Origin of the sequence: Haloarcula amylovorans (assembly GCF_004681185.1) — an archaeon.
GTDB classification, from domain to species: Archaea; Halobacteriota; Halobacteria; order Halobacteriales; family Haloarculaceae; genus Haloarcula; species Haloarcula amylovorans.
In genome coordinates, this window is record NZ_SRIF01000002.1 from 414,367 (window position 1) to 436,172 (window position 21,806).

Annotated in this window: 21 protein-coding genes; 12 read left to right on the plus strand and 9 right to left on the minus strand. The window is 65.6% G+C overall.

The genetic code is table 11. The annotated features are described in order from the left end of the window. Positions 1-40: 40 nt before the first annotated feature. The gene (locus E4S61_RS09385; RefSeq protein ID WP_135303678.1) at positions 41-1,777 is read right to left on the minus strand and encodes an excinuclease ABC subunit C; all 1,737 of its coding nucleotides are present in this window, start codon (positions 1,775-1,777) and stop codon (positions 41-43) included. Between the two features lie 53 nt (positions 1,778-1,830). After that, positions 1,831-2,454: a hypothetical protein gene (locus E4S61_RS09390; RefSeq protein ID WP_135303679.1), complete on the minus strand. Its 624-nt coding sequence runs from the start codon at positions 2,452-2,454 to the stop codon at positions 1,831-1,833. A 77-nt stretch (positions 2,455-2,531) separates the two neighbouring features. On the opposite strand from E4S61_RS09390, the gene E4S61_RS09395 reads away from it, so the two are divergent. The 6 genes from E4S61_RS09395 to ligA all read left to right on the plus strand — a co-directional run bounded on the left by E4S61_RS09395 (position 2,532) and on the right by ligA (position 9,346). Beyond that, a complete protein-coding gene (locus E4S61_RS09395) occupies positions 2,532-3,044 on the plus strand; it encodes a zinc ribbon domain-containing protein (RefSeq protein WP_135303680.1) in 513 nt (170 codons plus the stop codon). Positions 3,045-3,145: 101 nt separating this feature from the next. Further along, a complete protein-coding gene (locus E4S61_RS09400; RefSeq protein WP_135303681.1) occupies positions 3,146-4,258 on the plus strand; it encodes a pyridoxal-phosphate-dependent aminotransferase family protein in 1,113 nt (370 codons plus the stop codon). A gap of 167 nt (positions 4,259-4,425) precedes the next feature. Continuing rightward, a complete protein-coding gene (locus E4S61_RS09405; RefSeq protein WP_135303682.1) occupies positions 4,426-6,048 on the plus strand; it encodes a methyl-accepting chemotaxis protein in 1,623 nt (540 codons plus the stop codon). Further along, on the plus strand, positions 6,041-6,763 hold the full coding sequence (locus E4S61_RS09410; protein ID WP_135303683.1) for a bacteriorhodopsin: 723 nt from the start codon (positions 6,041-6,043) through the stop codon (positions 6,761-6,763). The genes E4S61_RS09405 and E4S61_RS09410 overlap by 8 nt, the downstream gene beginning before the upstream one ends. A gap of 97 nt (positions 6,764-6,860) precedes the next feature. Then, positions 6,861-7,172, plus strand: coding sequence for a HalOD1 output domain-containing protein (locus tag E4S61_RS09415; protein WP_135303684.1), 312 nt, complete (start codon positions 6,861-6,863; stop codon positions 7,170-7,172). 77 nt (positions 7,173-7,249) lie between these two features. Continuing rightward, entirely contained in the window at positions 7,250-9,346 is a 2,097-nt protein-coding gene (gene ligA, locus E4S61_RS09420) for an NAD-dependent DNA ligase LigA (RefSeq protein ID WP_135303685.1), read from the plus strand. 38 nt (positions 9,347-9,384) lie between these two features. On the opposite strand, the gene E4S61_RS09425 is transcribed toward ligA, so the two are convergent. The 3 genes from E4S61_RS09425 to E4S61_RS09435 all read right to left on the minus strand — a co-directional run bounded on the left by E4S61_RS09425 (position 9,385) and on the right by E4S61_RS09435 (position 11,689). After that, positions 9,385-10,410 (minus strand): ABC transporter permease subunit, encoded by a 1,026-nt coding sequence (locus E4S61_RS09425; RefSeq protein ID WP_135303686.1) that lies wholly within the window; start codon positions 10,408-10,410, stop codon positions 9,385-9,387. Beyond that, on the minus strand, positions 10,407-11,342 hold the full coding sequence (locus E4S61_RS09430; protein ID WP_135303687.1) for an ABC transporter ATP-binding protein: 936 nt from the start codon (positions 11,340-11,342) through the stop codon (positions 10,407-10,409). Before E4S61_RS09430 ends, E4S61_RS09425 begins: the two co-directional genes overlap by 4 nt. Positions 11,343-11,416: 74 nt before the next feature. After that, a complete protein-coding gene (locus E4S61_RS09435; RefSeq protein WP_135303688.1) occupies positions 11,417-11,689 on the minus strand; it encodes a hypothetical protein in 273 nt (90 codons plus the stop codon). Positions 11,690-11,840: 151 nt separating this feature from the next. Here E4S61_RS09435 and E4S61_RS09440 point away from each other — a divergent pair, with 151 nt between their 5' ends. Genes E4S61_RS09440 through E4S61_RS09450 form a run of 3 tightly spaced genes read left to right on the plus strand, consistent with a single transcriptional unit; the run spans position 11,841 to position 14,763 of the window. Beyond that, on the plus strand, positions 11,841-13,175 hold the full coding sequence (locus tag E4S61_RS09440) for an O-acetylhomoserine aminocarboxypropyltransferase/cysteine synthase family protein (RefSeq protein ID WP_135303689.1): 1,335 nt from the start codon (positions 11,841-11,843) through the stop codon (positions 13,173-13,175). Then, positions 13,172-14,416 carry a homoserine O-acetyltransferase MetX gene (metX, locus tag E4S61_RS09445; protein WP_135303690.1) on the plus strand — a complete coding sequence of 415 codons (1,245 nt, stop codon included), beginning with the start codon at positions 13,172-13,174 and terminating at the stop codon, positions 14,414-14,416. Before E4S61_RS09440 ends, metX begins: the two co-directional genes overlap by 4 nt. 41 nt (positions 14,417-14,457) lie before the next feature. Beyond that, positions 14,458-14,763 carry a DUF7130 family rubredoxin-like protein gene (locus E4S61_RS09450; RefSeq protein ID WP_135303691.1) on the plus strand — a complete coding sequence of 102 codons (306 nt, stop codon included), beginning with the start codon at positions 14,458-14,460 and terminating at the stop codon, positions 14,761-14,763. Positions 14,764-14,932: 169 nt separating this feature from the next. Here E4S61_RS09450 and E4S61_RS09455 read toward each other — a convergent pair whose 3' ends face one another. Continuing rightward, positions 14,933-15,493 (minus strand): hypothetical protein, encoded by a 561-nt coding sequence (locus tag E4S61_RS09455; RefSeq protein ID WP_135303692.1) that lies wholly within the window; start codon positions 15,491-15,493, stop codon positions 14,933-14,935. A gap of 123 nt (positions 15,494-15,616) precedes the next feature. Between E4S61_RS09455 and E4S61_RS09460 the strand changes: the two genes are divergently transcribed. Beyond that, positions 15,617-16,504, plus strand: a complete 888-nt coding sequence (locus E4S61_RS09460; RefSeq protein ID WP_135303693.1) for a ketopantoate reductase family protein — start codon at positions 15,617-15,619, stop codon at positions 16,502-16,504. A 204-nt stretch (positions 16,505-16,708) separates the two neighbouring features. Here E4S61_RS09460 and E4S61_RS09465 read toward each other — a convergent pair whose 3' ends face one another. Next, positions 16,709-17,575, minus strand: a complete 867-nt coding sequence (locus E4S61_RS09465; protein WP_135303694.1) for a BKACE family enzyme — start codon at positions 17,573-17,575, stop codon at positions 16,709-16,711. 125 nt (positions 17,576-17,700) lie between these two features. On the opposite strand from E4S61_RS09465, the gene E4S61_RS09470 reads away from it, so the two are divergent. Beyond that, positions 17,701-17,922, plus strand: coding sequence for a hypothetical protein (locus tag E4S61_RS09470; RefSeq protein WP_135303695.1), 222 nt, complete (start codon positions 17,701-17,703; stop codon positions 17,920-17,922). Next, entirely contained in the window at positions 17,912-19,027 is a 1,116-nt protein-coding gene (locus tag E4S61_RS09475; RefSeq protein ID WP_135303696.1) for a GNAT family N-acetyltransferase, read from the plus strand. Before E4S61_RS09470 ends, E4S61_RS09475 begins: the two co-directional genes overlap by 11 nt. A 197-nt stretch (positions 19,028-19,224) precedes the next feature. Here E4S61_RS09475 and E4S61_RS09480 read toward each other — a convergent pair whose 3' ends face one another. Together E4S61_RS09480 and E4S61_RS09485 are read right to left on the minus strand one after the other, a co-directional pair. Further along, positions 19,225-20,250, minus strand: a complete 1,026-nt coding sequence (locus E4S61_RS09480; RefSeq protein ID WP_135303697.1) for a lysylphosphatidylglycerol synthase transmembrane domain-containing protein — start codon at positions 20,248-20,250, stop codon at positions 19,225-19,227. A 3-nt stretch (positions 20,251-20,253) separates the two neighbouring features. Then, positions 20,254-21,753, minus strand: coding sequence for a sulfatase (locus tag E4S61_RS09485; protein WP_135303698.1), 1,500 nt, complete (start codon positions 21,751-21,753; stop codon positions 20,254-20,256). Positions 21,754-21,806: the final 53 nt, after the last annotated feature.

Sequence of the window (21,806 nt, forward strand, 5' to 3'; positions counted from 1 at the left end):
AGCGCTCTACCGGTGATAAATCAACATACGCGATATAGAATCAGCGTAGTCGCGTCCGCAGCGTCTCGGCAGTCTGCTTGCCGATGCCGTCGACGGCGGTCAGTTCGTCCGCCGAGGCCTCGCGGACACCGTCGACGCTGCCGAAGCGACGCAACAGACGCTTTCGCGTCGCCGGGCCGACGCCGGGAACCTCGTCGAGTGCCGTCGAAATCTCGTCGCGGAGGGTCTGGTGGTACTGGACGGCAAAGCGGTGGGCCTCGTCGCGAACTCGCTGGAGGAGGTGGAGGTGCGAGGCGTCGTCCGCCCAGTCGTATACCCTCTCGGACGTGATGACCAACTCCTCGTCTTTCGCCAGCGCGACCACGGGCACGTTCCAGCCAGTTTCGGCCAGCGCGTCCTGGGCGGCCCCCAACTGACCCTCGCCACCGTCGATGAGCAACAGGTCCGGGTCGGGGCGGTCGTCGCGTCCCTCGACGGCGCGCAGCGCTCGCCAGCGAATCAGCTCGCGCATGTTCGCGTAGTCGTCGTTGCGCTCGGTGAGTTTCTTCCGCCGGTAGCCTGACTTATCCGGCGACCCGTCGACGGCGAGGACGTTCGACCCGACGACGCTGCGGCCCTGGGCGTGGCTCACGTCGAACCCTTCGATGCGGTTCGGGCGGTCGATGCCCAGCGCGTCGGCCAGCGCCCCGACTTCGTCGCTGACGCCACCGCGTTGTCGGGCGTTCTTCAGCGCGAGATCCACGAGCGTCGCCTCGCGCCCCGCGCCGGGGACCCGCAGCGTGACGCCCTCGCGTTCGAGCCACGCCTCGATGTCGGGGTCGGCGGGGTCTTCGGCGCAGAGAATCTCGTCGGGGAACTCCCGTTCGGCGTAGTACTGCGCGATGAAGGCCCGATAGACACCTTCCGCTCCTTCGCCCTCGGGTGCGTCGAGCGTGTGTCGTTCGCGCTCGACGAGTTTCCCGCCCTCGGCGTGCAGTCGTGCGACGACGGCCCTATTTCCTTCGACGGCAGCTCCGAGAACGTCCGTGCTGGCCGCGCCTCTGGCGTCACTGACGGCCGTATCGCCCTCGCCGTGGAGCGCCTCGACCGCGTCGAGTTTGTCCCGGAGGTTCGCCGCGCGCTCGAACTCTTGGTCCTCGGCAGCGGCGTCCATTCCCCGCCGGAGTGGATCGGCGAGCACGCCGATTTCACCCTCGAAAAATCGCTCGACGCTCGTCACGTCGGCCGCGTAGTCCGCCTCGCTGATCTCGCCGGTGCAGGGTGCGGTGCAGATACCCATCTCGTAGTCCAGACAGGGCCGGTCGCGGTTGCTGTACTTGTGGTCCGAACAGCCGCGCAGGCCGTAGGTCTCCCGAAGGGCTTTGACGACCGTCTCGACCCGGCCCTTGTCGGTGAACGGTCCGTACACCGTCGCGCCGTCTTCGGGGTCACGCGTCACCTCGATTCGTGGGACGGCGTGGTCGGTCAACTGGACGAGCGGGTAGGACTTGTCGTCTTTCAGGCGGACGTTGTACGGCGGCCGGTGGCGCTTGATGAGGTTGGCTTCGAGCAAGAGCGCCTGCGTCTCCGTATCGGTGACCGCGAAGTCGATGCGGTCGGCCCGCCCGACCATCTTGCGGATACGCTGGCTTCGAGGGTCGCCGTAGGAACGAACGCGGTCCCGCAAATCGACGGCCTTGCCGACGTACAGCACTCGGCCCTCGCCGTCCTCGAACTGGTAGATGCCCGGTTCTCGGGGGAGGTCGCCGGCCCGCGTTCGAACGCCGTCTGTGTCCATCGCGGTGTGGTTGGGGCTCGGCGGAGTTGAACGTCACGCTGGCGAGTCGAGCGTCACGCCAGCGGGTCGTCCATGGGCGGCGTCGCTTGTCCCGCTTCGGGCGGGGCGTCGCCGGGCAAGAGTGCCGCACGGAGGCGGTCTATCGCACCGTCGTCGGCAGGCGGGGGCAGCTCCACGTCGTCGTCGCCGGCCACCTCGACGACGAGCAGTCGCTCGCGGCTCCACGCGTAGACGCCGAGCGCGACGGCCGCGAATGCCAGCGCCAGCCCGCCGAACAGCAGCATGAGGTCGTCGAGTCGTGCCATGAGAGAGAGCATCGTCTGAAGCAAGCCCAGCATCCCACCCAGACCGGGAGCCGTGGCCGCACCCCCGCTGTCCAGCGAGACGCCGCTGGCTAAACTGTCGAGGCTGACCAGTTGGCCCGCGACGACGAGTGCGATCCCGGCGACGAACGCCTTCAGGCCGTGTTCGAGAAATCGGCTCTCGCCGCTGGTCCGCCGGTCGACCCCGTCGACGTTGGGACGGTCGACCTGTCGGAAATTGGGTCCCTCGCGTTCTGGCGTGAACACGAGGACGCGGTGGCTCGTCACGACAACGCCGCTACCGTCGAGAGAGACCTGTTCCTCGACGCTCTCGCCGTCATACAGCAGGCCTCCGGCCCGCGCGCCCCAGTCCATACCCCTACTCATGCGAAGCAGGTGATTTCAATGTTTGCCCCCAAACGGCTATCTCGATACGATACCGAGTTACCATGATGAGAGCCGATCCGCGCTGTCCCCACTGCTCGGAGAAGGTCAGCGCCACCGCGACCTGGTGTATGCACTGCGGGCAGGACTTCGCGGCACCTACCGACGCCAGCAGCGGGCAGCTCGCGGGTGGCGATGCATCGGTGGCCGACCTCGAAGCGGCGCTAGAGGCCGGAGAGTTCGACGGAATAACTCGGATTCTCCAGCGTCGGGCGGACGGCCCGCGCGTCGTCGGCGTCGCACTCGGGTTCGTCGCGCTGGTAACGCTGCCCATCGTCGCCCCTGCGGGGCTGACGTGGGCTTACCTCGCGGCCGCCGTCAGTATCGGGGCGTACGCGGCCCGACAGCCGAGCGTGGACGACGCGATTCGTGACGGCGGTACTGCGCTCGCCGTCATGCCGGTTTTGCTGTGGCTGGTCGCCGCTATTGTCGGAGGATTCACGGGCGTCAGCGCGCTCGATCTGGTCGGCCCGACGCTGTACGCGGGTGTGGTTCTGTTCGCCGTGCGACGGCTCACGTAGGGACACCGGTCGCCGCGTCGGGAGCCATCGCCGGCCAGACGCGACGGTATCAAAACTACCATGCCCTCGGGCTACGAGTCCGAGTACAACAGGTGTCTCCCGTGACCGAAAAACGCGAATACAAAGACGACTACCCCGAGAAGACGCTGTACATCCCCGGTCCGACAGAGGTCCGCGAAGACGTCATCGACGAGATGGCCCAGCCGATGTTCGGCCACCGGATGGACCGGATGACCGACCTCTATACGACCATCGTCGAGGACACCAAGGAGTTCCTCGGTACGAACAACGACGTCATCATCCTGACGGCCTCCGGGACCGAGTTCTGGGAGGCCTCGACGCTCAACCTCGTCGACGAGAACATCCTCGTCCCGACCTGTGGGAGCTTCAGCGAGCGCCACGCGAACGTCGCCGAACGGCTCGGAAAGGACGTCGACCGACTGGAATACGAGTGGGGACAGGCCATCAAACCTGAGGACATCCGCGAGGAACTCGAAGAGAGCGATAAACACTACGACGTGGTCGCGACCGTCATGAACGAGTCCTCGACCGGCGTCCGCAATCCCATCGAGGAGATCGGCGACGTCGTCGCGGAGTATCCGGACACCTACTTCGTGGTCGACGCCGTCTCCGCCCTCGGCGGCGACTACGTCGACATCGACGAACACGGCATCGACGTCATCTTCGCTTCAACGCAGAAGGCCTTCGCGATGCCGCCCGGCCTCGCGGTCTGTGTCGTCAGCGACGACGCCTACGACCGCGAAGTGGACACGGACTCCGCGTCGTGGTACGGCGGGTTCCAGCGCTGTCTGGACTACTACGACCGGAAGGGCCAGACCCACTCGACGCCGGCCATCCCGGTCATGCTGGCCTACCGCAAGCAGATGAAGCACATGCTCGAAGAGACCCACGAGGGCCGCGACCAGCGCCACGAGGAGATGACCGAGTACGTCCACGAGTGGGCCCGCGAGCACTTCGACCTCTTCGCTGAAGAGGGGTATCGCTCTCAGACGGTCTCCTGTATCGAGAACACGCAGGACATCGACGTTGCCGCGACGATAGAACAGGTCTCCGAGGAGTACGACATGGTCTTCTCGAACGGGTACGGCTCACAACTCGGTGAAAAGACGTTCCGCATCGGTCACATGGGCGAACACGATGTCGAGAGCATCAAGGAACTCACCGACGCCATCGAAGACGTCGCCGACCTCTGACAGCAACGCCATCGCCACTGAATCTTCTGTCACTTCCTTCTCTCCGGCTGTACCGACCATCCATACCGACCGTGCAAGCCGGTCACAGGGCGCGCACCGTCGTTGTAGTTATCAGAATGTAAATCTCGGGGAGTAGATATAAGTCCGATTTCCGGACTCTCTTCGCTATGGAGACGACACGCGGATTCGAATCGATAGCTGGCCATTACAGCAGGCGCATTGGCGCGGCGCTCGCGGTAACGTTGGTCGGGACGCTCGCTTTCGGGGCGCTCTTCGCCGTCCACGCGGCGGACACGGGGGCAGGGTTGTCAGCGATCGCCGGCACGCTGTTCGTCGTCGTGCTCAACCTCGGCTTGCTCGGTATCGTCCTTGGGGGCAACGCGGCCGTTGCGCTCCGACGACTGACCGGTGCCGCGGAAGCCATCGAGGACGGCGACCTCGAAGCCAGCCCCGACGTGGACAGAGCCGACGAGTTCGGTCGCCTCGCCGCGGCGTTCGACAACATGAGCAACTCGCTCGGGACGGCACTCGACGAGTCCGAGACGGCACGGAGAGAGGCCGAGGACGCTCGCGAAGACGCAGAGGAATCCCAACGAGACGCAGAAGCGGCCCGTCGCGAAGCAGAAGCGTTCAACGAGACGCTCATCGAACACGCGACGGACATCGGCGATGCGATGGACGCGGCCGCCGACGGCGACTTCACGCGCCGACTGGAGACCGACGCGGACGTCGACGCTATCGAGCGAATCGCGGTTGCCTACGAGGAGATGGCTGGCGACCTCTCGACGACGGTCGACGAGATTCGGGGGTTCGCCACCGTCGTCGAGGACGCGAGCGGGTCCGTCGCCGACGACGCGGCCGACGTCGAACGACTCAACGAGTCGCTGGCGAGCGATATCCGCGAGTTGGCACGCGATATCGAAGGACAGGCGAACCAACTCCAGACTGCCGTCGCGGAGACGAACGACCTCTCGGCGACGATCGAGGAGGTCGCCTCGACGACGGACGAGGTCGCCCGACAGGCCGGACGGGCCTCGGACGTCGGCACGACCGGCGCGGAACGCGTCACCGACGCCATCGAGTCCATCGAGGGCGTCGAGACCGCTATCGCCGACTTGGACGCGCTCGTCGCGGAACTGAACGACCGGATGCGGGACGTGGAGTCGACGACCGGCATCATCGACGACATCGCCGAACAGACCAACATCCTCGCGCTCAACGCGAACATCGAGGCCTCGCACGCCAGCGAGGGCGGCGAGGGGTTCGCCGTCGTCGCCGACGAGGTCAAGAGCCTCGCCGAAGAGACCCAGACCGCCATCGACGAAATCGAGGGCATCGTCGCCGGCGCTCGGTCGGACGTCGACGAAGTAACCCAGGAGATGGACGACACCAGAGCGCGCATCGACGACAGCGTCGAGACGGTCACCGACGCGGGCGACACGCTGGCACAGCTCACCGACACCGTCGACGACGTCGACGAGGCGATGGGCGAGATCGCTCGGGCGACCGACGACGGTGCGGCCGCCACCGAAGAAGTGGCCGCGACCATCGACACTGTCGGTGACGCCGCCGCCGACGTGGCCGAGCGCTCGCACACACTGGCCGACACCGCCGAGGAGACCGCGGAGACGATGAGCGACGTGCGCGGTCGGGCCGACGACCTCTCTGCCCGCACCGCGGAACTCATCGACCGCTTGTCGGCCTTCGAGACGCGCGACCAGCACCACGGCGCGACTGCCGACCCGACACCGACCGCTGGGCGACAGACGATGGGTGGTGACGATGATTAGCAACGCGGGGATCTACGGCGTCGCCGCGGCCGCCTCGGCCGTGGCGTTCCTCGTCTTTCTGGGCTGGCTCAGCCGCGTTCCAGCGTCTCGCCGGCGGTACTGCTACCCGGTGGTCGCCGTCGTCGGCTTCTCGGCCGCGATGAGCGCGCTGACTTCGATGGGCGTCGCGCCCGTCGCCGGGACCCAACTCACCGTCCCGAACATCCTCGATGACTTCGTTGCGTACACGGTGTTGTGGACCGTCGCGGTGGCGCTGGCCAACGAATCTCGACGGATGCTCGCCGTCGCCGCCGTCGTTCCGGCGGTCCAAGTCCTCGCGTTCAACGTCGCAGCTATCGTCGGCGGCGTCGTCGGTCTCGTCGGTCTCACCGTCGTCGTCCTCGGACACGGTCTGATAGCGTACCTGCTTCTCGGGCCAATATGGCGTCGTGCGGTCGCCGTCCCCGACAGACAGCGACTCCTCCACTGGAAGTCCCGGAACCTCCTGTTGTTCCTCATCGGGATGCTCATCGTCTACGCGCTGCTCTCGGTCGCGGCGGTGTTTGACTCGTTCGTCGTCACCGTCCTCAGAGTGTACATCGGCCTGCTCATCAGGGTCGGCTTCGCCGGATTCCTCTTTGCCAACGTCGGCGCTATCGCGGTCGACCGAACTGAGCTAGCAGGACCCGCTCCGCTGTCGGCCTCGGACGAGGCCAGTACGAGCGGGGGCGACTGAAACTACCGCGAACGCGATTTGGCAATAGCATTTTCAGATATTGAAATAGCTGGCTAACCCTTATACTCCAACGAGATAACCGACTTAGTATACGAACATGAGCCGAGCTTTCACCAAGGGTGACGGAGAGGGTGTACGTAGTGGGCCCGTCAGCGAGCAGTTCGACTGGGCGGAGACCGCACCGAGTATGGCGGTCGTAGAGGTAATCGCTGCCGCGGCCGGCACGGAACCGACGGTTGGAACGCCGATCTACGAATCGGTCGAAGCGGGGGCTATCGACGCCCTGTTCAGGGCCGGAAACGACTCTTCGGACCGACAGTTTTCGTTCACCCACGAAGGTATCGCCGTGACGGTCAAGGGCGACGGCACCGTGCTGGCGCGGCCCACGCTCGAAACGGCGTCCCGGTGAACGGTCGCCGAAACGGCGTCGTCACGCCAGAGACGCACAGCGGACAGTATTAGTGGGTGGCTCTCGCAGTACCGACGATGGCAGCCCTCGAAGACGAGACCGACAATCCCTACGTCTCGGACCCGCCGACCGAGTTCGACCCCACTGACGAACTCGACGCGGACGAGGCTCGGGAACAGGCCGAGCAGTTGCGCGAGGCCATTCGCTACCACGACCACCGGTACTACGTCCAGAACGACCCCGCTATCGGCGACCGAGCCTACGACGCCCTGTTCGCGCGCCTCGAAGAACTCGAAGGGGCGTTCGACCTCGATACCTCGGGTAGTCCGACCCAGCGCGTCGGCGGCGAACCACTGGACGAACTTGGTGACATCGAACACGTGGCGACGATGGGGTCTATCGACCAGGGCGGCGACGCCGCTGCCGTCCGCGAGTTCGACGAGCGAGTCCGTAACCGACTCGCCGAGGCCGACTACGACGGCGACCTGCAGTACTTCTGTGAGCCGAAGTTCGACGGGCTTTCGGTCGAAATCGTCTACGAGGACGGCGAGTACCAGCGAGCGGCCACTCGCGGTGACGGCGAGGTGGGCGAGGACGTCACCGAGAACGTCCGGACCATCGCCAGCGCCCCCCAGCGCCTGCGCGGGGACTACCCCGATTTTCTGGCGGTCCGGGGTGAGGTGTACATGCCCCGCGACGCGTTCACCGAGTACAACCGCGAGCGCGTCGAATCGGGCGACGACCCCTTCGCCAACCCCCGCAACGCCGCCGCGGGGACGCTCCGCCAGCTCGACCCGAAAGTCACCGCACAGCGGCCGCTCGCCGTGTTCTTCTTCGGCGTCCTCGACGCGTCTGTCGGCTTCGAGAGCCACGCCAACTTACACGAGCGCTTTCCCGAGTGGGGACTGCGGGTCTGTGACCGAACGCGCGTCGTCGACGATATCGAGGCGGCTATCGACTACCGCGACGACCAACTCGCCGCCCGCGACGACCTCGGCTACGAGATCGACGGCGTCGTCCTGAAAGTCGACGACAGTGACGCCTGTGACCTGCTGGGGACGACCAGCCGCGCTCCGCGGTGGGCCTTCGCCTACAAGTTCCCCGCCCGTAAGGAGGAGACCACCGTTCGCGACGTCGTCGTACAGGTCGGCCGCACCGGTCGGCTGACGCCCGTCGCGCTGATGGACCCCGTCGAAGTCGGCGGCGTCACGGTCACGCGTGCCTCGCTACACAACCCTTCGCTCATCGAGGAGTTGGGCGTGAACGTCGGCGACCGAGTTCGCATCAAGCGCGCGGGTGACGTGATCCCGGACGTGGTCGAAGTGGTCGAGAAGGACAGCGACGGCCACTTCGCGTTCCCCGAGACGTGTCCGGTCTGCGATAGCCCGGTCGAGCGCGACGGCCCGATGGCGTTCTGTACCGGCGGCCTCTCCTGTCCCGCCCAGCGCGAGCGCTCGATCGAACACTACGCCAGCCGCGGTGCGCTCGACGTCGAAGGGCTCGGCGAGAAAGCCGTCGAGCAGTTACTCGATGCCGACCTCGTCGAGGACGCCGCCGACCTCTACGAACTCACCGTCGAGGACCTCCAAGCACTGGAGGGGTGGGGCGAGACGAGCGCACAGAACCTCGTCGAGGAACTCGACGCCGCCCGCGACCCGCCGCTCTCGGATTTCCTCGTCGCGCTCGGTATCCCTCACGTCGGGGACGTGACCGCCCGGAACCTCGCCGCGGAGTTCGGGACGTTCGAGGCGATACAGGATGCAGCTAAATCGGGCGACCGCGAGGCGTTCGAGGCGATCCCCGACGTCGGTCCCGAAGTCGCCGAGAGCATCGTCGAGTTCTTCGAGAGCGAGGGCAACCGCTCAGTGCTCACCCGACTGCTCGACTACGTCGACCCGCAAGCGGCCGAGGAGACCGGCGGCGACGCCCTCGATGGACTGACCTTCGTGTTCACAGGGTCGCTCGACGGCTACACGCGAAATGACGCACAGGAGCTAGTCGAGCGACACGGCGGCTCCGCGACCAGCAGCGTCTCGAGCAACACGGACTATCTCGTCGTCGGTGAGAACGCCGGCCAGCGAAAGCGTGAGGACGCCGAAGCGAACGACGTCGAGCTAGTGGACGAGGCGGCGTTCGAGGCGCTGCTCGACGAATACGGCATCGAAAGCGAGTAGCGAGGCCAACCGCGAAGTCGTCGTCCTGTTCGGACCCGTTACAGGTCTGCGAGGTTGAACGTGTAGTAGCTGATGGTCGCGGCGATGCCGACCCACACCAGCATGAACACGACGACGAAGGGGTCGGAGTAAACGAACGGTATCGGGTTGCTGCCGGCCTGACAGGTGACGAACGTCCCGAAGACTCCTTCCTGAGCCTGCGGGGAACCGTTGAGGACGCTCGAACAGATCGTGCGACTCGCCTGCTCGCCCTGACTGAACATCTGATACCGGGCCGCCCGTGCGGCGTTCTCGCCCTCGCCGAGAATCGAACTGATGAGCGTCTGGTAGGCCTGATTCGGGTTCAACAGCTTCAACAGGAGGACGGCGTGCCAGCGAATAGCCCCGGTGACGCCCAGTTCGTTCGTCAGTATCTTCCCGACGCCGTTAGCGCCGGCGTTCCAGAGGAACGTGAAGTAGAAGTAGACGATGAAGTTCGCCGCACCGGACCAGAGGCTCTTCGAGAAGGCCCCGGAGATGGAGACGGTGATGGCGACGAACACCAGCGCGAACACCAGCGTGAAGAAGCTGAACACCGCGAACAGCCCCGGCTTGAACGTCAGCCGCGAGAACGCCAGGAAGACGGCGGTGAGTCCCAGCGAGATGGCCAGCGGTACGCCGAGTACCGCACAGCGGCCCAGCACCTTTCCGATGATGACATCTTTCCGGGAGTGGGGTAACGACAGCAGGAGCTTCAGTGACCCCGACGTGCGCTCTTTCGAGATGGCGGCGAACCCGACGAAGATGGCGACGATGGGCAACAGGAACGTCACCATCCGCGTGTATATCTGCGAGAGCAGGAGTTGCATCCCCAGTTCCTGTGCGCCTTGGCTCACGCCGACGTCGAAGTACAGCGCGAGCGCGACGGGCGAGATGAACGCGACGGTGAAGATGAGCCCGAGCAACCACAGCCCTTTCGAGCGGATGGCGTCCTTGAACTCCTTCTTCGAGACGGTGTACCACTCGAAGGTGTTTCGAAGGGTGCGGTCGACATCCGCGAGCGGACCGGCGTCGGCAGTACTCATGCCTGCACCTCCTGTTCTCGCTCACGCTGGTCGGTGTAGGCGGTGAAGAGGTCTTCGAGCGAGGCCTCCTGCGTCTCGAAGTCTTCGACGGTGACACCCGATTCCTCGAACGCGTTGAGGACGGTCATCTTCGCGTCCCCTTGGCAGTTGACGATGGCGCGGTCGCCTTCTCGCGTGACGCCCGAGACCTCCGGGAGCGAGCGGACCTGGTCGATGGCGCCCTCCAGTCCGTCGGCGTCGGCGACGGTGACGATGAGTTTCATGTCGCCCTGTGCTGCGGACCGGAGGCCCTCGACGCTGTCTTTGGCGATGAGTCGCCCATCCTGAAGGATGCCGACGGTGTCACACACCGACTCGACCTGGCTGAGGATGTGCGACGAGAAGAAGACCGTCGCGCCGCGTTCGCTCTCCTCGCGGACCAGATCGCGCATCTTGCGGGCACCATTTGGGTCGAGTCCGGTCGTCGGCTCGTCGAGGATGAGCAGGTCCGGCTGGTCGACCAGCGCCATCGCCAGTACGAGTCGCTGTTTCATCCCCTTGGAGTAGCCGCCGGCCCGGCGGTCTATCGCGTCGGCGACGCCGACGCGTTCGAGCAGTTCCACCGGGTCGTCGTCGGCGTCTTTCGACTCGATGACGAACTCCATGTGCTCGCGGCCGGTCAGTCGTTCGTAAACATCGTATCCCTCCGGCAGAACGCCGATGCGCTCCCGGATGGCCTTCGAATCCTCCTGTGCGTCCATTCCGAGCACTTTCGCGGACCCCGTCGTCGGCCGGACGAAGTCCAGCAGAACGTTGATTGTGGTCGATTTCCCCGCACCGTTTGGGCCGAGGAACCCGAACACTTCCCCCTCCTCGACCGTCAGGTCCACACCTTGCAGGGCGACGACGTCCCCGAACTCCTTGCGGACGTCGTTCAGTTCGATAGCGGTCATACGCCGGCTTTGCGCCGCCCTCCGGTATAGTCTTTCGTGTTGACCACGCTGAACGAAACCGGCGTGTGTGGCGCTCAGACTTCCGAATCCGGGTCGTGATTGTCGGCCATCCGCTGGGCTTCGGTCGCGTAGCGCTCGCGGTCCGCGTCGTCGACCGGTTCCAACCGCTCCGGTTCGACGTCGATGGCCGCAGTCACGCGCTTTTTCATCAGGAGGTTCGTCGAGAGTTGCTTCTTGAGGTGGCGCTCGCCCTCGGGCGTGGCGTAGACCAGCGTCACCATCCGCTCGTCGCCGAAACTGGACCGTTCGACCAGCCAACACCGCACCGTCTTCTCGGAGTCGGTCATTGGGCGGTGTTGTGGTGCCGGCGGCTTGTATCCACCGAGACGGATAGTATCCGTGTCAGGGGCGGCCACCGCTCTGTGCCCATCGCTCACTCGGGGAGAGTTTTGCCGTAACTCATGGTTATAGATGCGTAGAGATATATGCATACTGCACATGACTGACCACTACGGATTCGGGACGCGCTGTGTCCACGCCGGGCAGGAGGAACCCGACCCGGCGACGGGGGCACGCGCGCCGCCCATCTATCAGACCTCCTCGTACGTCTTCGAGGACGCGGAGACGGCCGCCGACCGCTACGCGCTGGAGGACGACGGCAACGTCTACTCCCGATTCGACAACCCGACGGTCCGGACGCTGGAAAAGCGGTTGGCGTCGCTCGAAAACGCCGTCGACGCCGTCGCCACCGGGTCGGGGATGGCCGCGCTCGACGCCGCGACGACGGTACTGGCCCAGGCCGGTGACAACGTGATCTCGGCGTCGTCTATCTACGGCGGCACACACTCCTATCTCGCCAACACCGCCAGCCGACGCGGCATCGAATCGCGCTTCGTCGATACCCTAGACCCCGACGCCTACGCCGAGGCCATCGACGACGACACCGCCTACGTCCACTGTGAGACCATCGGAAACCCCTCGCTCGTCGTCCCGCCGCTCGAAGAGATTGCGGCGGTGGCCCACGACCACGGCGTCCCCCTGTTCGTGGACAACACCTTCGGCACGCCCGCGCTCTGTCGGCCGTTAGACCACGGTGCGGACCTCGTCTGGGAGTCCACGACGAAGTGGATTCACGGCTCTGGCACCACTATCGGCGGGGTGCTGGCCGATGGCGGCTCGTTCCCCTGGGCCGACTACCCCGAAAAGTATCCCGAGATGGGGGCGGAGAACCCCGCCTTCGGGACGAACTTCGCCGAGCGCTTCGGCGACCGGGCCTTCACGATGGCCGCCCGCCAGCGCGGCCTCCGGGCACTCGGTGACGGCCAGAAACCCTTCGACGCGTGGGCGACCCTCCAAGGGAGCGAGACCCTTTCGCTTCGGATGGAACGACACTGTTCGAACGCGCTGACCGTTGCCGAACATCTCCAAGACCACGACGACGTGGCGTGGGTCACCTACCCCGGTCTCGAATCGCACGAGACTCACGACCTCGCAAAGCGATATCTCGACGGCGGAGAGTCGAGCGATGCGAGCCGATCCGCGACGGACTCGTCCGTCGGCGGCTTCGGTGGCGTCGTCACGTTCGGTCTCGAAGGCGGCTACGACGCCAGCCGACAGTTCTGCGAGGAAACGGACTTAGCGCAGTTCCTCGCCAACATCGGCGACGCGAAGACGCTCGTCATCCACCCCGCGAGCACGACCCACGCCCAGCTCTCGGAAGAAGAACAGCGCGCGAGCGGCGTCAGCCCGGACCTGATCCGAATGAGCGTCGGCATCGAGGATCCGGCGGACGTGCTCGCGGACATCGACGAGGCCATCGAGCGAGCCACATGAGCGTCGAATCGGAGACCGTCTCGCTTGGCGAGTTCGAGTTCCAGTGTGGCGAGACCATCGCCGACCTCGAACTGGCCTACGAGACCTACGGCGATTTCGAGGGCGACAACGCCGTCCTCGTCTGTCACGCCCTGACCGGGAGCGCCCACGTCTCCTCGCGCGGCCGCTTCGAGGACAGCGGCGACCAGGCCTACGCGTGGTGGGACGACATCGTCGGTCCGGGGAAGGCCATCGACACGAAGGAGTACTTCGTCGTCTGCGCGAACGTTCCCGGGTCCTGTTACGGTTCGTCGGGCCCGTCGAGTACGAACCCCGAAACCGGCGAGCCGTACGGCCCGGAGTTCCCCCCAGTCACGGTTGCCGACTGGACGGAGGCCCAGCGCCGCCTACTCGACGAGCTCGGGATCCCCGCGCTGTACGCCGTCGTCGGCGGCAGCGTCGGCGGCATGAACGTCCTGGAATGGGGCAAGCGCCACCCCGATCACGTCGAGAAGCTGGTGCCGGTCGCCGCCGCCCCGCGACTGGACCCGCAGTGTCTCGCGCTGAACGGCATCGCCCGCCGGTCCATCACCACTGACGACGACTGGAACGGCGGCCACTACTACGGCGGTTCCGATAGCGACGAGAACGGGGCCTCGTCCGACGGCGGCACCCACCCCGACGAGGGGCTGGCGCTGGCCCGGCAAATCGGCCACGTCATGTACTTCTCGAAGGCGAGCATGGAGCGTCGCTTCGGTCGCCGCGCCGCCACGCGGGAGGCCGAGCGCGCGTTCCCCACCGACCCCGCGGGCCGCTTCTTCCCGTATCGGGACGTCGAGTCCTACCTCGATTACAACGCCTCGAAATTCGTCGAGCGCTTCGACGCCAACAGCTACCTCTACCTGACGCGGGCGATGGACAACTACGACCTCTCCTCGGGGTTCGAATCGGACGCCGACGCGCTGGCAGCCTTCGACGGCGAGGCGCTGGTGATGTCCTTCACCGGCGACTGGCACTTCACGACCCAGCAGTCTGAAGCGCTGGCCGACGCGCTCAGAGAGACTGATACCGATGTCGCCCACCATGTGGTCGATTCGGATTACGGCCACGACGCCTTCCTCGTCGAACCCGACAGCGTCGGTCCGCCGCTGTCCGACTTCTTAGAGGAGGGACTCGACGGAAACGCTGTTTCCGATACGAAGGCCGTCGAGAGCGAGGCGAGCGACTTCGCGCCCGTCCACAACAGCCTCTTCTCGCGCTAGGCGCTAGCTTTTATCACACCTCCCGCCGTCGGTTCATCTGTATGACCGACATGTTTGTCAACGCCGACGACGACGAACTCTCCTTCGGCAAGACGGTGTTCGACGAGGAGGGGAACGAACTCGGCACCATCCGCGGGTTCGACCAGCACGGCTTCTACGTCACCGTCGAAGGTGGCATCGAGTCGATGTCCGACGAGCACCGGACTACGGGCGCTGCCGGGCAAGCCGAACTGATGTGGCGCTGCTGGGAGTGTGGCGAGATGGGCGAGATTGAGGAGGATATCCCCGACGAGTGTCCCTCCTGTGGGGCGTCCAAAGAGGAGATTTACTACTGGACCGAGGACTAATCCGCACGCCGATGCGGTTCAGCCGCGAGTAGCGGATTCGTGCGAGTGAGGACTAATTCGCACGCCGACGCGGTTCAGCCGCGAGTAGCGGATTCGTGCGAGTGAGGACTAATTCGCACGGCAAAGCAGTTCATCCGTGGGAAACGGCGTTTTATCGGCGAATAGCACGCTACTCCACGCGCTCGATGCGGTCGGCCGTCCTCGCGTCGAGCGCGTTTTTCATCGCCTTCACGTCACCGTCCGGGAGCGCGAAGCGAAGCGTCTCCTCGCGCCACTCGGCGATGGCGACACCCTCGACGTCGCGGACGACGAGATACGATAGTTCGTCGAAGAGCGTGGCGAGCGCGTCGAACGTCTCGGCGGTGAACGGGACGGTGCCGGCGGTGTGGTCGGCGTCGACGGTGACGTCGGCGTGGCCCGAAAGCGTCTCTAGTTCGACGCGTCTGGGACCGACGAGGTCCGCTCGACGACCGATATCGAGGTAGCAGAACGCCGTGTCGGGGCGGCGCGGCGTCGTATCGAGTACAGTCGCGAGCGCATTCAACCCTGCCTCCTCGTCGCTCACAGGTGGTCGCACCCGAAACCGCGACTCTCCGTCGGGCCACGTCGGCGTCCCGGTGTCGAGTCCAGCCCGTTCCCACGCGTCGACGATGGCGTCCGTGAGGCGGTCGGCACCGATGTTTTCGATGGCGTCGGTGACGCGCTCGGCGTCCGATTTCCGCTCGTCCATGGCGGTCGTTCGCGGTGCGGCGTGTTGTGGTTGGTGGTCTCCGCCGATGTCGGGGGAACATTTCGCATGGAACCGAGCGGCGGCGTTGGAACCCTTTTGTACAGCCCGCGTCTCTCCACGCGCATGCATATCGTCGTTTTCGGGGCCGGGAGTCTCGGGAGCCTCCTTGGGGGGATGCTCGCCCGCGCACACGAGGTGACGCTCGTCGGACGAGACCCCCACATCACTGCGGTGCGGCGCGACGGCCTCGACGTGGTCGGCGTCGAGGCGTTTCACGTCGACCCGGCGGCCGACACCGTGGTTCCCGATGCCGCGGATCTCGCGCTGGTGGCGGTCAAGAGCGGCGATACTGCCGACGCCGCCCGCGCGCTCGCTGACTGCGAGCTGGCGGCGTGTTGCTCCGTGCAGAACGGGATGGGCAACGAAGCGACGCTCGCGGCCGAACTCGACTGCCCGGTGCTCTCCGGCACTTGCACCTACGGCGCGCGACTGACGGGGCCGGGCACCGTCGCGTTCACGGGCCGCGGTGAGGTGGTGCTGGGCGCGCGGATGGGTGGCCCCTCTCCGGTGGCTGACGAAGTAGGTGAGGCGTTTGACGACGCAGGCGTCGAGACGACGGTGGCGACGGACATGCCGACGCGCCTGTGGGAGAAATTGGCGGTCAACGCCGCCGTCAACGCCGTGACAGCGCTCGCTCGCGTCGAGAACGGCGCGCTCGCCGACGGCCCGGGACGCGAACTCGCCGCCGACGCCGCTCGCGAGACGGCCCGCGTCGCTCGCGCGCAGGGCATTGACCTCACCGACGAGCGGGCCGTCTCGTCGGCCGAGCAGGTCGTTCGGGACACCGCCGCGAACCGCTCTTCGATGTTGCAGGACGTCGAGGACGGTTGTGCGACCGAGATCGACGCCATCAACGGCCACGTCGTCGAACGAGCGGCCGAGCCAGTGCCGGTCAACGAGACGCTGACACGGTTGGTTTGCCTCTGGGAGCGCGGGCGAGACGATCGATAGCTACCACGACCACTCCGTCTGGTTCGCGACTCTGGTGTGAGGATTGGTAACAAGGAACGCTTACCGCGCTTCGACAGCAAACTCGCGGCGAGCGATTCTCGTGCTTACCGCGTTTCTCGCGCCATCGCCGCTGATCGGTGACGACCCGAACACGGCGTATCGCCGGCCTTCGATCGTTTCTCGCGGGCGAGACGAATAACCCGCTTAATCGCCGTCAGCCGGCTGTTCGACCTGTTTCTTCGGCATCCCCAGCATCTCTCGGGCCTCCTCAGGCGTCGCGATTTCCCGGTCGAGGCGGTCGAGTATCTCGACGGTGCGGGCCACGAGTTGCTGATTACTCGTGGCTTTCTCGCCGCGGCGATAGTAGAGGTTATCTTCCATCCCGATGCGGATGTGTCCCCCGAGCAGGACGGCCATCGTCGTCAGCGGCAACTGGTGCGGCCCGACCGCGAGGACGTTGAACTCGGCGTTCTCCGGCAGGTTGTCGACCATATTCAGCAAGTTCCGCGGCCGCGCGGGCGTAAACGAGCCGCCGAAGATGAGGTTGACGTACGGCGGCTCCTCGACCAACCCCTCGTCGATGAGCCGTTTGACTTCGGCCAGCTGGCCGGAGTTGAACACCTCCATCTCCGGTTTGATGCCCTTGGCCTGCATCTCGACGGCGAGGCGCTCGATGTTGTTCCGGGTGTGGTTCGTGATGATGTGTTTGTCGCGTTTGAACGGCCCCATGTCCAACGACGCCATCTCTGGCGGCGGGTCGGTACGGATGCCCGCGACGCGCTGCTCGTAGGGACTCTGTCCACCAGTCGTGTTCTGGATGATGATGTCGTCGCAGTGCTCGCGGATGGCGTCGTTCACCGCCTGAAGCCGCGACGCGTCGTTCTCCCCGTGTTCGTTCCGGCCGTGGACGTGCGCGATGGACGCCCCGAGTTCCTCGCAGGCCGCCACCTGTCGAGCGATTTCCTCGGGCTGTTCGGGCAGGTTGGGGTTGGCGTTCTTCCCGTGAATCGCGCCGGTCGTGGCCACGGTGAGGATGACCTTCTTCTGCCGGTGGTAGTCGTCGTATGACACTAATGTCACTCACACCGTTCGCTACTTGGTTACGACACAGCTATCAGCGATTTCGAGCCGGTAACCCCGTGTTATCGCCAGAACAGCCTCAATAACCAAACAACTGCCCGTCGCCACTCTTCTCGATGGTCTGTCCGCACCTCGACTACCGCGACTCAGATGGCGAGCAGGCGTTCGACCACGAACGTCCCTACTGTGAGGTCCAGGCGGCGTTCGTCTCACCGATGGAGGCCGACCTCTGTCGGGACCGCCACCAGTTCCACCACGAGACCCACTGTGCGGTGTACCAGCGCTATCACGCCGCCGACGAACTGGTCCCCGGGCTGGATTTAGAGAATGGCGACTAGCCAGACGGCCGTAGAGCGGTCGACGGCCGACGACGGCTACACTATCCGCTGGTTCGAGCCCGGCGACCGCGAGGGGTTCATGGCGTTGCACGACCGAATCTGGCCGGGGTACTCGACGGCGTGGTTCGACTGGAAGTTCGCCGACAATCCCTACCTCACGGAGTCGCCAATCGTGGTCGCCGAACGCGACGGAGAGATCGTCGGCGCGCGGCCCAACCTCGCCTTCCAGATGCGCGCGGGCGATACGTACCACACCGCCATCCAGTCCTGTGAGACGATGGTCCACGAAGACCACCGCCGACAGGGCCTGTTCAGCCGGATGAGCGAGCGGCTCTTCGAGGGATACGCCGACGGACCACCGACGTTCACGTTCAACGTCCCGAACCCGATGACGACCGCGGGACTGGCGAAACTGGGCTGCGATATCGCCGGCGAGCACACCACGCACTACCGGGTGCAGGACCCGGCAGTGTACGCGGGTGTCGAGAACCGACTCCTCTCGACGCTGAGCAAGCGGGTCGCCCGTGGTTACCTCGACGCACGGAGCCAACGCGTCGAACGCCCACCGGAGGTGTGTGTCACCCGTCACACCGAGATTCCCGCACGGACCCTCGCGCGCCTCTACCGCCGCCGACCGCCCGCCGAGATTCACGCCTACCGGGACGAGCAGTTCTTCGAGTACCGCTTCGGTAACCCACAGTGGGAGTACACCGTCTACACCGCTCGGCTGGGCGGCGACCCGGTTGCTGGCCTCGTCACTGGGACACAGGAGACGGAGTCGGGGACCGTCACCAACGTCGCCGACGTGGTTCCCCTCGTGAGCGATGTCGAACGCGATCGGGCGCTTCCGGCGTTGCTGGCCCGCGTGCTCGCCGACCACGAGGACTCTGCTGTCGTCGCGGTCCGTGGTGATTCGATTCCGCGCGACCTGTTGGCCGACTTCGGTTTTCACAGCGACCAGCGCCTCCCGCTGCGGTTGCTCGCGACGCCGACGACGATGATCGTCTCGCCGATTCCCCCGGACGGCGACTGGCGAATCGCGGGGCGGGACCTACGCGAGTTGGACAACTGGCGGCCGACGTTCGTCGAACACAACACCGCCTAGGAGATATCCAATTTTCTGAAAGTACTGGTGATCAGAAGACTGAGAACAGCCAGAAAGCCCCCGGACGCTCGATTTCCGGGACTCGCTGCGGTCCTCGGCCTCCGGCCTGCGGTCCTTGCTTCGTCCGGGCTAATCGAGCGTCCGGCCCCTTTCAGTCCCACCCTGTGGATGGACAAGCCCAACATGCGGCTCGGCGGTCAGTTCCGTTTGAGGACGTACAGCGCCGCGCCGCCACCAAGCAGTAGCGCGAAGAGATAGCTGGCGACGCGATAGAGGATGGCGACGGCCGTCGCGTCCGTGCGGCCGACGGCAGTCAGCGCGACGATGAGGACGACCAGCGCCGTCGAGACTGCCCCAGAACCGCCGGGCGAGGGGGCGATGCCGGCGAGCGTCGAGGCCGGGACGATAAACAGGACGAGCAGAACCGTCAGTTCCACACCGATGGACTGTGCGGCCAGGTAGAGCGGGAGCGCGAAGAATATCCAGCCGACGTACGAGAACGAGAGCGCCTCGACGAGCGCCCGGCGGTCGGTGGCGATGCGCTGGAAGGCCGTCTCCGTCTCGCGGAGGCGCTCGCGTAGGCCCGACAGCGTCACGCGCGGCGTCCGTTTCGCCACTGGTGCCACGACACGGAGGCCGGTCTTGGTGACTCGCTTTCGGTACCGCCAGCCGACGGCGGCGAGGACGGGGACGCCGACCGAGAGAACGACCAGTCCGCCCGCGAGCGGTTCGATGGTGTCGGGGAGCGAACTCTGGTAGAGGAGCGCGGCGAAGCCGATGCCGGCGAACGTGACGAACGGGAAGAGGTTCAACAGGTCAGCCGTGACGACGCTGGCGAGGCTGTCCTGATAGCTGGCCTCGGTGTCCCGCGAGAGGACGTAGGCGATGAACGGCTCGCCGCCGGCCTGTCCGAGCGGCGTGACGTAGTTGGCGAACGTCGCGGCGAAGTAGGTGACGACGAGGCTGGAGAAGCGCTCGTCGATGCCGACGACCGAGAGCACTATCTGCCAGGCCTTTCCCCACGCGACGAGACACAGCATCGTCGAGAGACACGCTAACGCGAGCCACGTCGGCTCTGCCGTTCGCAGTTCGGCCAGGACGCCAGCCGTCCCGACGAAGTCTACGAGGAGGTAGACGACGAGTCCGGCGACGGCGAACCCGAGCAGTATCTGGGCGGTGGTCTTCCGGTCGGTGAGATCGACCGATTGGGTGTCGTCGGTCACTGGCTAGTCGATGTAGCCGAGGTCCTGCAGGCGGTCTTTCGTCTCTGTGTCCATTCCGTCTAACACGTCGCCGTCGGCCCCGTCTGCCTCCTCGGGCCAGTCGGCGTCGACGTCGTCGAGGAACGCCCACAGCGCGTCTTCGAGGTGGGCCGGCTCCGCGTCCGTTCCGACGAGGCTCGTCGTCTCACCGGGGTCCTCCGCGAGGTCGTAGGCTTCGTCCGGGATGCGCGTACAGTGGATGTACTTCGAGTCGGGGGTGCGGGCCGCGCCCATCCGCGAGTAGAAGCGAGACTGCTCGTCGAGTTCGATACCGGCGGCCGCTGCTTTCCCCTCTAGTTGGCGCAACTCGACGACCGGTTGGTGGTATTCGACGAAGCCCACGTCGCCGCGGGGGACGCCGCCGAGTTCGGTGTCGAACTCGCGGTAGTCCGGCGATAGGAGCGAGCGGTGAGACTGCAATGACTCGCCCTGGCCTTCGGCGCTGGCGGCGTCTAGAATCGTGTGGTAGATATCGACCAGTTCGACCGTCGTCTCGTCGTCGCGGTCGGGTTCGACGTCGGCGTGTTTCACCATGAGCGGGACGTTCACCAGCGGGTCGTAGATGCCGAACTCGTGGCCGTAGAGGTCGTGTTCGCCGAACAGTTCGCCGTGGTCCGCACAGACGACGACGGTGGTGTCCTCCCACTGGCCGGTCTCCTTGAGGTGCGAAAAGAGGCGGTCCAACTGGTCGTCGATGTGAGCCAGCTCCGCGTCGTAGAGGCCCTTGATGTCGGCCCACTCCTCGTCGTCGATGTCGCGTGCGCCGCAGTTGTACTCCTTGGAATTCTGACAGACTTCGGTGGAGTCGACGCCGGGCGCGAACCGCTCTCTGTACTCTTCGGGCGGATGGTAGGGGAGGTGGGCGTCCATCAGGTTGATGAACGCGAAGAAATCGTCGCTCTCGTCGACGAAGTCGATGGTCTTGTCGATGACCTGCGGCGTCTTGGTGTCGCCGCCACCGCCCTCCGCTAAGTGTTCGTGAATCTTGTTGCCGGCCTGGACGAGTCGGTCGGCCACTCCGCGCAGGGTGTCGTTGTCGTTCATCGTCTTCCAGAGAGTCGCGAGCGGGCCCGAGAGGAGTTCGCTCGGCATAATCTGGAAGAAGTTGTCGTGGTCGTCGAATCCGGCGGTGAGGTTCGTGTAGCTCGTAATCCAGGCGTTCGAGGAGTAACAGGCGGTGTCGTAGCCCGCCGCCGACAGCGACTCGGCGAGCGTCGTGGACCCTTCGAGATAGGGGTTTTCCTGCGTGGCTCCGTGTTCGCTGGGGTAGAGACCCGTAAACAGCGAGGCGTGGACGGGCAACGTCCACGGGGCTGGCGCGACGGCCTGTTCGAAGACAGCGGCCTCCTCGGCGAACTCCTTCAGGTGGGGCGTCGTCGCCACGTCGTCGTAGACGGACAGGCGGTCCTTCCGAACCGTGTCCAGGACAACGAAAAGGACGTTCGACCCGTCCGTGTCGGTCATACCCGCTAGGACTGCGTCGGGAGATTAAAACGGTGCGCTTTCATTCGCCACCC